The sequence below is a fragment of the Bacteroidales bacterium genome (assembly GCA_018334875.1).
GTDB lineage: Bacteria > Bacteroidota > Bacteroidia > Bacteroidales > UBA12077 > JAGXLC01.
Genome location: JAGXLC010000070.1, coordinates 1 through 15,231 on the forward strand (window position 1 = coordinate 1; position 15,231 = coordinate 15,231).

Genomic DNA, 15,231 nt, shown 5'->3' on the forward strand with positions numbered 1-15,231 from the left:
GTCAAAAATGATGGCCCCTTTGTCCTGATGGTTTATCAATATGGATTCAAAAGCCTGCATAAGCGCATATTCTTCAATGCCTGGAGAAAACTGAAGTACCTTGAAGTAGTTTTTGATGCTGAAAGCCATATAAAAAACTTAAGCCTGAAAAAGGTCGTTTTAAACTTTCTTTTGCTGGCATTTCTCGTAGCCGGTTCAGGATATATCGTTGCTCTGTCGGGAATCGCCATTGGTGACCAAACCAATCTTTCAGAAAGTTTCGTGGGTACTTTGTTAAATGCCGTATCCACTTTCCTGCCGGAACTGATCGTCTCCATAGCTGCCGTGCGGCGAAAGCCCTCGCTATAACTGTTAGCAACATTATAGGAGAAAACACATGTGATGTGCTTTTCGTGGCTTTTGCTGATATAGCCTACAGCAAAGGCAGCATCCTTCATTCAGTGATCCAGAATCAGATTTTTATAATGGCATTAACTATGCTGATGGTCAGTGCACTGATATTGGGTTTGCTGTATCGCGAGCAGAAAGGAATCGGCAAGATAGGCTGGGAAAGCTTCCTGATTATCCTGCTCTATCTCTTTGGTAACGCTTTCCTGCTGTTTGCATAATCAAATGATCTCATGAGGATTAAATACATTTATGCAATCATTTGATTGTGTTTGATTTAGAGGCTCTTTGTAAAGCAGAATTTAAATAATTTTTTACCGGATGGCTTCCCGATAAGCTTCGGCTCCTCCTACTACCGGCAGCTCAATGTGAGTATTATCCAAGTCAATCTTCAGCTCAGTCCCCGGATCGGGCCATAGGGTAAAGTCCTTGTCAGAGGAAAAAATCATCAAGCCAATCTTCTGCCCAGACGGGATAATTTGGTCATCAGGTTGTAAATCAAAACTCATTTTATAGAATTTGCCAGGCTCTAATGGTTCACTCTTGGTGAGTGAATTGCGGTTTTGCGGATCTGCCCAGCCCCTTGTTATAATATTGTCTGTGATATCTGTGTCTTTATCCTCTGACCATGGGAGAGAAACCAGCCACACCGATAAATTGGCCGACGGTTTGCTGCTTGCCAGTCTGATTTTGATGTTTGCCAGACCGGACAGGTGAACAGAATCCTTCACGGTAGGGGTGATATACAACAACCTGTGATCGGTCCATTCTGCCTGGGCGAGATTCGACCCACTGAACGAGAAATTGTCCACTAGGGTTTCCTTACCCTGAGGGGCAGGTTTGGATGTAACCAAACCTCCTGATTGTGGGGCTCCTGCTGTAAGGTGCATAGTAACTTTTTCAGCCTGAGGATTGGGATAAGCTTCATAGGGAGTCGGATTATCCCGTTTATCTTTTTCGCGGACGATCCAAACTTCAGGTTCCTCTTCCACATTATTTTCCACACCCAAAAGGTAACGGGTAAACCATCTGTTCATCATGTCCAGTGGTGGCTTTCCCCCATGTCCGCCCTGATGATAGTATAATTTTACGGGCAATCCTTTCTCTTTCGCTTTTTTGTATATTCTATAGCTGTGTAGAGGTACCACATTCCAGTCGTTGAAAGCATGTACCATGAACAGTGCAACCTTCATGGGATCCATATCATTCAGATAGTCCCGGCTGGCCCAGAATTCATTGTAATCGCCTTTTTTTCTGTCGAAGTTTTCCAGCATCACTTCATCCCTGATTTTACAGTTGCACCATTCCCATCTTTTCGGGTTGCTGTGAATCCAGTCATAAAGGAAGTCTATGTCTTCTCCTAGATAGCCGTGGGGATGACGGACCAGACCGTTGGAACGATAATAGTGATAATAAGAGGTGTTTGGTGCAATGGGGATGATCGCTTCAAGTCCTTCAACTCCTGTTGTTGCAGCTGCCAGTGGTATGGTGCCATTATAGGAAGTTCCTGTCATTCCCACTTTACCTGTAGACCAGTAAGCAGTTACCGTTTCATCTCCATCAGGAGTAGTATATCCTTTGGCCAGTCCATTAAGCCAGTCAATAACAGCCTTTGGTGCTAATGCTTCATTATCTCCGCCCACAGTGGGACAACCTTCTGATAGCCCTGTGCCTGGTGCTTCTGAATGTACCACGATGAATCCCCGGGGAACCCACTCTTTAACATGGGACTTCGAGATAATGGGGCGCTGACCTTCTGGTTCTATAGGGGAAAAATGTTGGCGTTCCGGAGGCTCAGTATGTAATTCCTGCCTTACATCCCAGAAGTATTCCTTATCTCCTGGCCCTGTGCCTGCAAAGTAAGGACTTGAAACATAAATTACAGGAAGCTTTAATCCTTCCGTTTCGGTTTGCCGGGGGCGAGTGACAGCTACATGCATGCGATCAAGCTTACCGTCACCATCGGAGTCAAATTCAGTCTCCACCCAAAGATCATGACGAATCCAATATTCAGAATCTTCAAATTCAGGAACTATTTGGGCTTCACCATCCTCGATGATGGGTTTGGCAAGTTCCTTGTCTCCATATACAATGGGATTTTCCTGGGCAATAATTTTAAAAGCAGCTAAGGATATGGCCATCGCAAGGATGATCATTATAGCTGCCAGCTTTTTGAATCTTTTCATGTTCATGTTGATTTTTGTTGGTTATTTTTCTTTTATCGTAAAGTAAATAAATTTCAAAAAAAGGACAAACAGGAGAATACCATAATTATTAAACTGGAAAATTTCTGATGTGAAACAGTCGATTTTCTATTTGTATTTCAGCCGTTTACCTTTAAGGTCCTCTGGTATTTAGGGCCTAATAACAAGGATAACATAAAAAATGATTCAATAAACCAATAGGTCAATTGAATCATTTTTTGCTACTACCATTTATCTGATCAGAATTGCCGAATTTGCCAATTTGTATGGTATGGCAGACAAGCTTTTAATATTTATCTGGCAAATCCACTGCAGTTTTTTTCCATACTTTATAAAAATCGCTGACTGCCTTTTTAAATTTATCATAATCTTTTCTGGTTTCAAAAATTTGCCAGTCATCCCAGATTGCATACCTAATATGATTTAATAAACGACCTTCAGGCCACAGGAAAACCTGGCCCCAGATCAATCTGTTATTGGCATTTATTCCGGGATTCTCCTCTGTTCCATCGCCATCAATGGCTTCAAAATGTTCTTTACTGAGCAGGTTTTTGGTGGCAGTTTCCAGGTTGTTTTTGATCCATTCCGATCGTTCGGCCATGGATACATAACCCACTCCTGAATTTTCTCGTTGATGGGCCCATGCCAGACATATCTGTGGCGGCGTCAGCCCGGTTTCTTTTGCAATATTCTGAATCACATGATGCTTCATGTCCGCCTGATGCTCGGGGAAACGATCTCTTCCTGGTCGGCGTGGAGAACCTAAAGCCATATATCCTGAAGGAACTATATTATTATCTATAAGATACTTAACAAATTCTTTTTGCTGAAATAAGGGATGCAATTCCATCTGATTGTAAACCGGCCGGTTGAATTCATTGGTATCCCTCAATAAGAGCTCCATTGTTTTGGGGGTTTGATTTGAAGTACCAATATTCTTAACCTTGCCGCTTTTCTTGAGTTCTGTCATCTGGTCCCATACCTCGTTCATGAACATTTCATGGATATAAGGAACTGCATTTTCGTTGTATGAATCCCCGGTAGCGCCAGGTTCATGATGATTAGGCCAGGGCCAGTGTACAACATACATATCCAGGTAGTCAAGTCCAAGCTTACGCAAGGAATCCTCGCAGGCAGGAATAATTTCTTCGCGGCTCATGTTCTTGTTCCAAAGCTTGGACAATACAAAAAGATCCTCTCTATTAACCAATCCTTTCTTTATGGCTTTGTCAATTGCGCGACCAACGACCTCTTCGTTCTGATAAGCGGTGGCGCAATCCAAATGCCTGTATCCCAAACGGATTGCTTCTATAATGATATCCTCCATAGCCTCCTGTAGGTCAGGATTGTCTGAATGAAATGTCCCCATAGCAGCCTGAGGCATAAGGGTTCCATCCGGTAATTTAATTTGTGTTACAGAGCTTGGATCGATGGGCTTAACGTTTGTGTCAATATTTACTGAACTCATAAGCAATTTGTTTAGGTTATTATATTTTATTCATTCATTTTCTAAATTTTGATATTATCTTTAATTAGTGGATTTATAAATAATTTTTAAAAATACAAAATACCTTAAATTAAATATTTATGGCATGAGACAGACAATAACATGTTTTATTTTTTAATTAATGTTCAAAAATATAAAAATTTCTTTTTCTTTACAACTCATATTCTTAATTTTTTATCAGAACACATACAAGTAACTCATTTAAAGCAGTTTTAGAAAAGATGCTATTGTGTTGTTGGTATTGAGCAAAAAGTATTTTCGGTAAAAATACTGATAACCAAAGAGATTTAATGCGATAACTACACCTGCTTTGCCTACGTATTTAAAATCTATGGCGACGATTTGGAAGTAGAGCTCATTGCTCACTCATATCGCCCTTAAGCAGCCTAGTTTATGTGTCAAAGTTGCGTTCCCTATGAATGATTTCACTGTTAACTGGCAGGTTGTTCTGGTTTCAGGAAATGTACCCCTTGGTACCCTTAGAAAAACTGAAAATTTGAATTCTATTTCCAATTTTGGGAGGAGAATGTGACTTGCCCTATTTTAAAATAATTTTCAAAAAAATAAATTATACTGAATTCAATTTGACTTTATAAAGCAAGTAATTATCCTGACTCCTGATATCTAAGAGATTGGACATGTTTGAGCTGTCGGATTGGGTGAATTTATTGGTCGGAAAAGAGCGGGAAAACACTTCGCCTAAATGATTATCTCAAAAATAGCCATAATTGAAAGTAAGCACATAACAAGTTATATTTATTTTAATGCTTTTTACTTATTTAAACGTGAATTGTTGATGAGAATTTTTAATTATTTTTATCTGAATATTATTGCTATCTTTCTTGTCGTTGAATGTTTTCATGATTATAAGCATGCAATTCTAAGTTCATTATTTTGTCCATGATAAGTGAAACGGCCCCCATGGTGGTTTCCTGTTCTTCAAAGGAACTAGCCTTAATTTTTAAGTTGGATTTAGATGATAGCAAATACTTGGATATTTTTTTTTCAATCAAGTCAAAGAAGAATTTTCCGTTGAGAGAAATTCCACCTCCTATAAAAACCACTTCCGGATTAAGTAGATTGGCGAGAGTGGCTATACCTTTAGCCAGGTATTCGGTTATCTCATCATATATCTGTATAGATGCTCTGTCTCCTTTTTTTGCTGCCTTGCCTACAATTTCTGCGTCAATGTTACTTGAACGGTTGCCGCTAAGCTCTTTCAGTATATCTGATTCTCCACTTTCAAATGCCTTGATCCCCAGATTGGCTATTCTGTGTCCAGAGGCTAGGGCTTCTATACATCCATACATTCCACAATCACATTGTACTTTCGATGTGGAATCTACGAGAATATGGCCAAATTCACCGGCATATCCGGAATCGCCTCTTACTAATTTTCCTTCAACAACTAATCCTGCAGCAATACCATACCCCACATTGATGACGGCAAAATTATTCATGTTTTGTTTGTTTCCGAACCGCAACTCCCCCAATGCCATCAACCGGGTTGAATTGTCATAGAAAAAGGGTAGGTTAATCTTGCCTTCCAGTTCCTTTCTTAAATCCACATTGGTCCATCCGAAATCAGGGGAAGACTCGATGATTCCTGTATCCTTATTCACTAATCCTGCTACACCGATTCCTACACCCCATATTTGTGCATTTGGGCCCTTTCGTTTTTTAAATTTTTCAACGATTTGATTAATCTTTTCAATGATCGAATCAAAACCTTTATTGATTTCTGTGGGTATTTGTATTTCTGATAAGCAGGTGGCGTTTAAGTTGATCAGACATCCTCTGATGTATGTAGCTCCCAGGTCAATGCCAATGATATTATTGTCTTCTCCTTTGAATTGTACAATTACCGGGGGACGACCATTCTTGTGATGGACATTGCCATTTCCTACTCCCATATACTTAACCAACTGATCCTTGTGAACCAGACCGTCCACAATCCTTGAAACTGTCGGATGAGTAAGCCCTGTTTCTTTTGAGATTTCTGATCTGCTGATTTGATACCTTTCTTTGATAAGATTCAAGATTCTTTTTTTATTAATCATTTTTATAGTAACTGAATCCATTTTTTAAAATTCTTGGTAAATATTTTTTTAAATGATCTATTGGTGTTTTTTTGAACCATTAATTCTTTTGTTTTTTGCAAAATTATAAAAAATATAATGCTCTTGCTATTTTAAAGATTAATTTACTAATTGGTATATAATTAATGAAACCAGTATAAAAAGCATAATATCGGCAGATAAGGCACTAAACGGCTTTTGCAGATAATTGCTTATCAGGGGAATAATTATTCTGTATTTTATTAGTCTATTGGCTAGAGCGCCTTTTGGGACCGTACTCATGTGTTTCTATCAAGAAGAAAACGTCTATTTTATTGAGGATATTTGGCAATGCCAGATGGATACAAGCATGATTCCATATTTTTCCCTGAAGGAGATGATTACAATCCTTGAACAAGGAATAATCCCTTGGCAAGTTTTTATGGTGCCATGGAAAAGTTCATCAGTTGAAATCGATAGGAAAAGACATTAATGTGTTGTTTCGGGGAGAGGATTATTTTATGAATATGTCAAATATTTTAATTTATTTTAAAAATTTAATGTTAATTTTAAAACCAAAATTACCTGTGTTGAATAGTAAAGTTATAATATATTGAATTTATTGTTAAAATTTTTTTGTTCAAAATATAAGATTATGATGTCTTATATTTCTGTTAATTCTTTCAAACAGACAATTTAAAAAGAATTATTTGCTGTTAATGATCACTAAATTTTGTATAACGAGTGACAGTGGAAAAAACAAAAATATTTTGTAATTATTTTTTATGTTTTTATTTTTGAAAATCATGTTAAAAATAAAATTCTATGAAAGAAACAGGTATTGTTAACCGAGATTTGGCCCATGTGCTTTCAAAACAGGGACATGGGGATATGCTTTTGGTTGCGGATGCAGGTTTTGCGATCCCGGAGGGAGTGGAGACGATCGATCTGTCCCTTTCTGAAAATCAGCCTATGGTGTTGGATGTTTTAAATGAGTTTAAAAAGTTTTTTTCTGTGGAAAAGCTGATTCTTGCCGAGGAGACCCAACAGGTTAATCCTACCCATTTCAACAAAGTTTCACGTGCCTTTGGCCAGGATATAGAAGTAGAAACCATACCTCATGCTCAGTTAAAGGAACTCAGTTATAAAGTAAAAGCGATTGTCCGTACGGGTGACTTCACTGCCAATGGCAATATAATTCTGGTTTCAGGAGCTGGTAGTCGATGGTACCTGGAGAATCCCTGATAGGCTGGAGTATTTTTTTATTCTAGTGACAATGTTAGAATTGTTCTATTGATTAATTGCTTGAGCTTTAATATTGAATTGATTCATCAGAATATAAACTAAAAAAAATTTATGGAGCAAGTAACTATCCCTACGCTTGATTTAGTCATTATCATAGCATTTATAGTTGGAATAACCCTGATTGGGGCTCTTCAAATGCGCAAAAAGCGAGAGACAAGTGATTCATTTTTTCTAGCTGGTCGTGGACTGAACTGGGTATTTATAGGTTCTTCTCTTTTCGCTGCAAACATTTCGACGATCCACTTGGTTGGTTTGGCCGATTCAGGTTTTAACGAAGGAATGGTCTGGGGTAATTTCGAGTGGCTGGCTGCGGTCGATCTGATCTTTCTGGCCTTGATATTCGCCCCTTTCTATTTTAAAAGCCGCATTCAAACGCTTCCGGAGTTTCTGGAGCGGCGCTATGACTCCAGGTCGCGTTCGGTCTTTGCTTTTATCGCGATACTGGGAGCTCTTTTTGTTCACATTGGTATGAGCCTCTATGCAGGAGCAGCCATTATAGAACGGTTTTTCGGCCTCAGTATATACTTTTCGATCGCAGGTATCGCCTTGGTGACCCTTCTTTACTATGTTATGGGGGGATTGAAAGGGGTTGTGATTACCCAGGCGATCCAGACGGTGCTTCTGATCGGCGGCTCGACAACCCTGACCATTATTGGATTAAATGAACTTGGAGATGTAGGCATAACCTCCTTTGCCGATTTCAAGGCAGCAGCCCGTCCTGGTGCCTTTGAAATGCTTCACTCCCCTGCCTCAATCCAGGAGACGACAAGCCAAGTGAACGAGGAATTTGCCTCAAAGGGCTTTGGAACTATTGGAAACAGTGGTTTAACCTGGTTTGCCTGTTTCCTGGGCTACCCGATCCTGGGGCTTTGGTACTGGTGTTCGGACCAGACGATTGTTCAGCAGGTTTTAGCAGCCCGCAGCCGCAATGATGCCCAGCGGGGACCTGTTCTGGCCGGTTTTCTGAAGATCATTACTCCTTTTATTATGGTTTTTCCCGGCATTATCGCCTACATTTTGTTCAAACAGGAGGTTTTTTCGGCCGCTATGTCAGCTGGTCTTGACAAACCGGGAGGAATGGCCCTTTCGGTGATGATCGAGAAGTTGTTGCCAACAGGACTGATCGGTTTGATGGCTGCTGCGCTTCTTGCAGCATTGATGAGCACCATTGCAGCAGCCCTGAACAGCATCTCGACGCTGGTATCGGTGGATATTGTCAAACGTGTTAAGCCCTCGGTGCCGGATAAGAAGCTGATCCCGATCGGCCGGGTGAGCGCCCTGGTGGTGATGGTACTGGCCGTGCTGTGGTCAACCCAGGGTGACCAGTTCTCAAGCATTTTTGACGCGATCAACAGGGTTGCCCAAGCTCTGTCACCGCCGGTAGCAACGGTTCTTTTGTTGGGTGTGCTGTATAGACGAGGTACTAGGCAAGCATCGTTCTATACCCTATCAATAGGCCTGATCATTGGCATTACCCTGTTCCTTCTGGACTTTAAGCCGGTCACCGGAGAGCTGTTGATCACCAACGAACTGGGAATTCCATTCATGATGCAGGCTTTTTGGACTTTTGTGATCTGTGTGATCTTATTTGTAACAATCAGCCATTTCACGCCTCGTCCGGATGAAGAGACAATCCGCGAATATACGTGGACGCATCCCTTGGAAACGGTCAGGGGCAAGTTCACAGGGATATTAGATGTACGGATTCTGATCATGCTGCTGGTGGCCGTGATGGTGGTACTCTATACCATCTTTTCTTGACAGCACAAAGGATAGAGCTTAGTGTAATAAACAAGGAATGTGTAATATAATATCATTTAATCGTTTATAACATAAAACATTAATTTATCAAATAAATAAAAAACATAAAAAGAAAGGACACGATATATGAGACAAGAAGTAATGACAAGTCCGGGAAATATTGAAATTCGGAATGTTGATATGCCTTCCGACCCGGGCCCTAATGAGGTAATGCTGAAGATCCAGCGCATCGGGGTATGTGGAACCGACATGCATGTTTACCACGGCACTCATCCTGCCACACCATATCCGGTGGTACAGGGTCACGAATATTCAGCGGTAGTGGAAAAAATTGGCAGCGATGTGACGAAGGTTAAAACCGGAGATAGGGCTACGGCTCGTCCTCAGCAGACCTGCGGAGTTTGTGGGCCTTGCAAGCGAGGGCACTACAATGTTTGTGAGAACCTCAAGGTAGAAGGTTTCCAGGCACCTGGTGTGGCCCAGGATTATGCTATATTACCAGAAGAACGTTTGGTACGGCTTCCGGAGAGTATGAGCTTTGAAAAAGGCGCTATGGTTGAACCTGTAGCAGTGGGCGCCCATTCTACACGTCGTTCTCATTCCCTGGAAGGTAAGAATGTGGTTGTATCAGGTGCCGGGATGATCGGCAATGTGGTAGCTCAGTTTGCCCGTATCCGCGGGGCAAAAAAGGTTTTGATAACTGATGTAAGCGATTTTCGTCTGGACAAAGCCCGTGAGTGTGGCATAGAACATACCCTGAATGTACAGGAGAAAGACTTTGTCGAAGGAGTCAGAGAAATATTCGGTGAAGAAAAGTTTCAGGCCGGCTTCGAGGCTGCCGGGGTACAGAGTTCACTGGATAATTTGATTGCCAACGTGGAGAAAGGCGGTGACGTGCTAATTCTTGGTGTATATGGCAAGAATCCGGTGGTGAACATGTTCCATGTGGGTGAGCACGAACTGCAACTTTTCGGTTCGCTGATGTACCGCCATGAGGACTACGAAGAAACCGTGCAGATGCTCTCGGAAGAAAAGGTAGTGGTTGACCCACTGATAACGACCCATTTCCCCTTTGAAAAGTATGCGGAGGCATATAAATATATTGAAGAGCAGGGCGATCATATCATGAAGGTGTTTATTGACCTTTAATCACACTTGTATTTATGTTAGATATCCAGAATTATAAAATAGCCGGTATAGGGGAGTTGCTTTGGGATATCACACCCAGGGAAAACAACTGGGAGGTGCCCCGAGCAATTGTATATACCATGGCATTGATAAGGATATTGAGGGATATGTCATAACTGCCGTTGGAGATGACGAAAATGGGCGGGAAATTATGAACCGGTTAAAAGAACTTAATGTTCACACAGATTTTGTTCAGACTACCTCAGAATATCCTACAGGTACAGTAGGTGTTGAGCTGGATGAGGAAGGAAAACCCGATTATCAGATATATGAAAATGTAGCCTGGGATCATATAGAATGGAAAGAATATCTACGGAAATTAGCAGCGAATCTTGACGGGGTGTGTTTTGGAAGCCTTTTCCAGCGCAACCATGTTTCACGGAACACCATTCATAAGTTCCTTGAGTCTACTAATTCCAGTTGTACCCGCGTATTTGATGTAAATCTTCGCCAGGGTAATTATAACCGGCAGGTGATTCTCAAATCCCTCGAACGTGCAGATGTTGTCAAGCTTAATGAAGAGGAGTTACCTGTCCTTTCGAATTATCTCGGCTATACTGATGAGCTGGAAGATGTTTTGCAAAAGCTTTTAAAAGATTACGAGCTTCACCTCATTGCTTATACAAAAGGTTCTGAAGGGAGCTTGTTAATGAGCCAGGGAGATCAATCTTATATGGAAGTACCTGATGTCAAAGTGGCCGATACCATTGGTGCGGGGGATGCCTTTACCGGGATTCTGCTCAAGGGCCTATTGCAGGGAGTAGACCTTCGCAGCATTCATCAAACTTCTACAGAAGTTGCGGCTTATGTATGTACCCAACAGGCGGCCACACCTAAGGTAACCGATGATATATTAAAATTTTAATATTCTCGGAAAATGAATGATTCAACCGACAAAAGTCACTTCTTCAAACTTAACCATAAATAACCTATTGATTATGAATAAATTTATTGTATTGGGTTTCGCAATTATTCTTATTGCTGCTTCCTGTTCTCAACAGCAAAAGGATTGCCTGGACAAACAGGAGCATAAAAATGTGAAACGCATCGGTCAGGTGGTGAAGCTTAAAAAAGAGTACCTGGATGAGTATAAAAGATTGCATGCAGATACCACTCCTGGTGTCAGAGATCTATTGAGAAAATATCACATACGCAACTTCAACATCTTTCTGGTTCAACTGGCAGACGGAGATTACTATGAATTTGCCTACTATGAATACTGGGGCGATAATTATGAAAAAGATATGGGAAAACTTGACAATGAACCGAGAAATCAGAATTGGCTTAGACGCACCGATCCCATGCAGGAAGGTATTACCGAAGACCAGAAAGGTTGGAAGGTTATGGAAAGAATTTATTTTAATTATTAAATAAACTTATTTTTAACACAACTTTAAGAATGTTTTTTTATCATATTAATAAATGTAAATATTTAATTTATGAATTACTTAGGTATAACATTAAAATTAACTATTACTTTAGTTATTGCCAGCTTATTGTTGGTAAATTGTAGTAAAGAAACGGGTAATAGTAAAGAAAAGACCTACGATCCTAGGTGGGAATCTTTAACCCAGCATCAAATTCCGGAGTGGCTGAGAGATGCCAAGTTTGGGATTTATACCCATTTTGGTATCTATTGTGAAACCGCTACGCGGGGCAATGCTACATGGAATGCTCATGCAGCTTATAATGACCCTGAAAGCAAAGCTGCCCAGGATTTTTATGAAGAGTATGGAAAAATTACCAAGGATTTTGGTTATAAAGATTTGATTCCTAAATTCAAAGCAGAAAAGTTTGACGCGGAAAAGTGGGCGAAGCTATTTAAAAAGGCCGGGGCAAAATTTGCCGGTCCGGTTGCTGAGCATCACGACGGATTTGCCATGTGGGATACCAAGTATTCCAAGTGGAACGCCGCCAATATGGGACCCGAGACCGATGTGGTAGACGAACTTGAGAAAGCTATAAAAGGCGAGGGCATGAAGTTCGTCACAGCTTTTCACCATGCCGCCAACTGGGGCTGGTTTCCTGTTTGGGATGAAACCAAAGACTGCAGTAATCCCAAGTACTCCGGTCTTTACGGCCAAAACCATCCCGAGGTTGAGATCTATCCCAACAAGGATTTCCTGGATGAGTGGTATAACAAGCTCATCGAAGTCATCGACAAATATGAGCCAGATTATATGTGGTTTGATTTTGCCCTGGACCGCATCCGGGAGGATTATGTGAAGAAGTATGTTGCCTACTACTACAACCACGCCGCTGAACGCAACAAGGATGTGGTAATTTCTTACAAACACCATGACCTGCCACCAGGAGTGGGACTCTTTGACCTGGAGCTCGGCCAGCAGCCCCACCTAACCCATTATAACTGGATTACAGACAGTTCAGTGGACGATCAGGGTGCTTGGGGTTACATTCCCGGTTTGAAATATAAATCGGTGAACCGCCTGGTCGACAACCTGGTGGACCGTGTCAGCAAAAACGGATTCCTCCTGATGAACGTGGGTCCCAAGGCCGATGGTACTATCCCCGAAGGAGCCAGAGAAGCACTTCTGGGTATGGGCGACTGGCTGGATGTGAACGGTGAGGCCATCTACGGTACCCGTTCCTGGACCAAGTACGGTGAAGGCCCAACCAGCGTGGAAGGTGCCGATGAAGAGGCCATGTTTAACGAAGCCGACCTGGATTACACCGCAAAAGACATTCGTTTTACCGTACAGGACAATATATTGTATGCTACTGTACTGAAGTGGCCAGGTGATGAGGTAACCATCGCAAGCCTGGTACCCGGTGATTTTGAAGGTTATCACCTGTATCCCGAAGAGATCAAGTCTATTACCATGCTGGGCGACGGCCAGGAGCTGGACTGGGACCTCGACAAGGAGAAAGGACTTACCATCCAGACACCCGATCAGAAACCCTGTAAGCATGCCTATGTATTCAAGATTGTCAGAAAGAAAAGAATGGACAATATACCGGGAGAGAGCAAATAAGTAAGTGAATAATTGGGGTATGCACTTGAAACATATTAAAAATTGCAATAAATTTGGGGAATATGAAAATTCCCAAAAATCAAATGGAATTTGAGAAGATCTTCGCAACCGAAGAACAATGCTTGGCCTATTTGCAAGAGTTTCGCTTTCCGAACGGTTACTCATTTAGAAAATGCGGCTATACAAGCTATTAGGTTAACAAACGAGGAGTGTTGATTTGTAAATACTGTAAAGATGAGCTTTCTATTACAGAATGAAACCGAAAGAAGAAATTAATAACTTTGAATGTTCCATCATATTAGATATTGTTTTGGGTGTCATTTGTTTTTAAGTTTTTGACCTTTTTTATTTTTTGAGCAAGCTACAACCCTTCGACCTATAATTACCTTGGGTCGATCGTATTTGTTAAATTCTGGCAGATTTTTGTGTTTAAATCCCTGCAATTTAATTGGCTTTATCGTCCGGGAGGCATCATTAAATTTCTAATATTCCTCATTCTCCAAGCATGTCAAGTACCTCTTGCAGCTTTTTACGGGCATCTGCTTCCTTCGGATTTGTATTTTGGATGGGCATGGCGGGTGATTTCCAGATTTCAACCACCGGCCGAAACTCATCGTCATTATTCAGGATATAGTCATGGCTTCTGACGTGTCTTTTTTCTTCGTGCTGAACATGAACCCATTCTCTTGGATTTCCCTTTTTCCCTAAAAGCTGAGGAAAAAAACTACGTCCATGAATAACATCATCAGGTAAAGGTGCTCCTCCCAATTCGCATAAAGTTGGTAAAAAATCAGAGAAATCGATTAAATCATTACAGGTAGCCCCTTCTTCAATATGACCAGGCCATCTAACTATCATTGGCACATGTGTTCCCCTATCTGTCATAGTTCCCTTACCTCCTTTTATTTCATGCCCATCACCCCAACGGTTTACCAGATCACGGTCTTTGCCATTGTCTGCCAGGAAAATAAATACTGTGTTGTCGGCAATGCCCTGATCCTCTATTGCCTGCATGAACAATCCGACGCACTTGTCCAGATATTTCACCATATCCGGAAAATATTTCGGATCACCTTTGTGCTCGTTATGTGGTTTCCGGTAACTGTTTGGGTCTTCCGAATCAGGTGTTGGTTCCCAAGGAAAATGAGGGAGTGGAGTAGCAAAATAGGCAAAAAACGGCTTCTTTTTCTTTGTGTTGGTTTTGATAAAGTCAATCAGGAAATCCACATCCACATCCTGCCCATACTGATTCTTTACCTGGTCTGTAATTATTGTACCGTTGCGGTTCATATGAGGTTTCCAGTACCGCCGCCGTTTATTTCCTTCGCTATCAAAGATCTGCCAGACCTGATAGTGATCAAAGCCGAATTCATTGATGGTGTTATGTTTGTGAAGGAGTGATACGTGCCATTTGCCCGCAATAGCCGTTGCGTATCCTGCCTTTGTGATCAAAAACTGGAACAGCAGTCAAAAGCCAGTGGTTGAAGTCGATGGATCCCGACTGACCGGAGACTCGGAAGTGAGAAGTGGTATTGTACGGGACGACAATGGCGATCGAAAGTGTGTGGTATGGATAAGCCATGAAGCGCAATCCGATGTCCGGATCACCATCTCCGGCGTCAGGCCGGAGTAAGAGTGCTCAGAAAGCAGTTTCAGGTATGACGCCGGAATAGCAACTATATATTAGAAATAAATAGTTTATATCATTAAAACACCAATAATATGCGAACGACAAAATTTTTCTTATGGCTTGTGCTGATTCATTTTATTCCTATAAGCCTTTTGGCACAATCCCAGCAGGACTTGCTTTTTTCCTGGGATTTTGATGA

At 41.4% G+C, this 15,231-nt stretch carries 13 protein-coding genes; 9 read left to right on the top strand and 4 right to left on the bottom strand.

From position 1 onward, the window contains the following. Together KGY70_08000 and KGY70_08005 are read left to right on the top strand one after the other, a co-directional pair. A partial coding sequence (locus KGY70_08000) for a hypothetical protein (GenBank protein ID MBS3775113.1) occupies window positions 1–348 on the top strand: 348 nt, incomplete at its 5' end. Window positions 349–383: 35 nt separating this feature from the next. After that, on the top strand, window positions 384–608 hold the full coding sequence (locus KGY70_08005) for a hypothetical protein (GenBank protein MBS3775114.1): 225 nt from the start codon (window positions 384–386) through the stop codon (window positions 606–608). Window positions 609–701: 93 nt separating this feature from the next. On the opposite strand, the gene KGY70_08010 is transcribed toward KGY70_08005, so the two are convergent. The 3 genes from KGY70_08010 to KGY70_08020 form a co-directional block, all read right to left on the bottom strand. Continuing rightward, the gene (locus tag KGY70_08010; GenBank protein MBS3775115.1) at window positions 702–2,573 is read right to left on the bottom strand and encodes a Xaa-Pro dipeptidyl-peptidase; all 1,872 of its coding nucleotides are present in this window, start codon (window positions 2,571–2,573) and stop codon (window positions 702–704) included. Between the two features lie 304 nt (window positions 2,574–2,877). Next, window positions 2,878–4,059, bottom strand: a complete 1,182-nt coding sequence (locus tag KGY70_08015) for an aldo/keto reductase (protein MBS3775116.1) — start codon at window positions 4,057–4,059, stop codon at window positions 2,878–2,880. Window positions 4,060–4,931: 872 nt separating this feature from the next. Continuing rightward, window positions 4,932–6,137 carry an ROK family protein gene (locus KGY70_08020; protein MBS3775117.1) on the bottom strand — a complete coding sequence of 402 codons (1,206 nt, stop codon included), beginning with the start codon at window positions 6,135–6,137 and terminating at the stop codon, window positions 4,932–4,934. 843 nt (window positions 6,138–6,980) lie between these two features. On the opposite strand from KGY70_08020, the gene rbsD reads away from it, so the two are divergent. The 6 genes from rbsD (at window position 6,981) to KGY70_08050 (ending at window position 13,402) form a co-directional block, all read left to right on the top strand. Then, window positions 6,981–7,400, top strand: coding sequence for a D-ribose pyranase (gene rbsD, locus KGY70_08025; protein MBS3775118.1), 420 nt, complete (start codon window positions 6,981–6,983; stop codon window positions 7,398–7,400). 111 nt (window positions 7,401–7,511) lie between these two features. Beyond that, window positions 7,512–9,221 carry a sodium/solute symporter gene (locus tag KGY70_08030; GenBank protein MBS3775119.1) on the top strand — a complete coding sequence of 570 codons (1,710 nt, stop codon included), beginning with the start codon at window positions 7,512–7,514 and terminating at the stop codon, window positions 9,219–9,221. 126 nt (window positions 9,222–9,347) lie between these two features. Next, the gene (locus KGY70_08035; GenBank protein ID MBS3775120.1) at window positions 9,348–10,370 is read left to right on the top strand and encodes an alcohol dehydrogenase catalytic domain-containing protein; all 1,023 of its coding nucleotides are present in this window, start codon (window positions 9,348–9,350) and stop codon (window positions 10,368–10,370) included. A gap of 61 nt (window positions 10,371–10,431) precedes the next feature. Then, complete coding sequence (locus tag KGY70_08040) at window positions 10,432–11,274, top strand: carbohydrate kinase (GenBank protein ID MBS3775121.1); 843 nt, start codon at window positions 10,432–10,434, stop codon at window positions 11,272–11,274. A 73-nt stretch (window positions 11,275–11,347) separates the two neighbouring features. Then, window positions 11,348–11,779, top strand: coding sequence for an L-rhamnose mutarotase (locus KGY70_08045; protein MBS3775122.1), 432 nt, complete (start codon window positions 11,348–11,350; stop codon window positions 11,777–11,779). Window positions 11,780–11,848: 69 nt separating this feature from the next. Continuing rightward, a complete protein-coding gene (locus KGY70_08050) occupies window positions 11,849–13,402 on the top strand; it encodes an alpha-L-fucosidase (GenBank protein ID MBS3775123.1) in 1,554 nt (517 codons plus the stop codon). Between the two features lie 492 nt (window positions 13,403–13,894). Here KGY70_08050 and KGY70_08055 read toward each other — a convergent pair whose 3' ends face one another. After that, window positions 13,895–14,854 carry a sulfatase-like hydrolase/transferase gene (locus tag KGY70_08055; protein MBS3775124.1) on the bottom strand — a complete coding sequence of 320 codons (960 nt, stop codon included), beginning with the start codon at window positions 14,852–14,854 and terminating at the stop codon, window positions 13,895–13,897. Between KGY70_08055 and KGY70_08060 the strand changes: the two genes are divergently transcribed. Beyond that, on the top strand, window positions 14,814–15,035 hold the full coding sequence (locus KGY70_08060; GenBank protein MBS3775125.1) for a hypothetical protein: 222 nt from the start codon (window positions 14,814–14,816) through the stop codon (window positions 15,033–15,035). The two genes, KGY70_08055 and KGY70_08060, sit on opposite strands and share 41 nt — an antisense overlap. Window positions 15,036–15,231 lie beyond the last annotated feature (196 nt).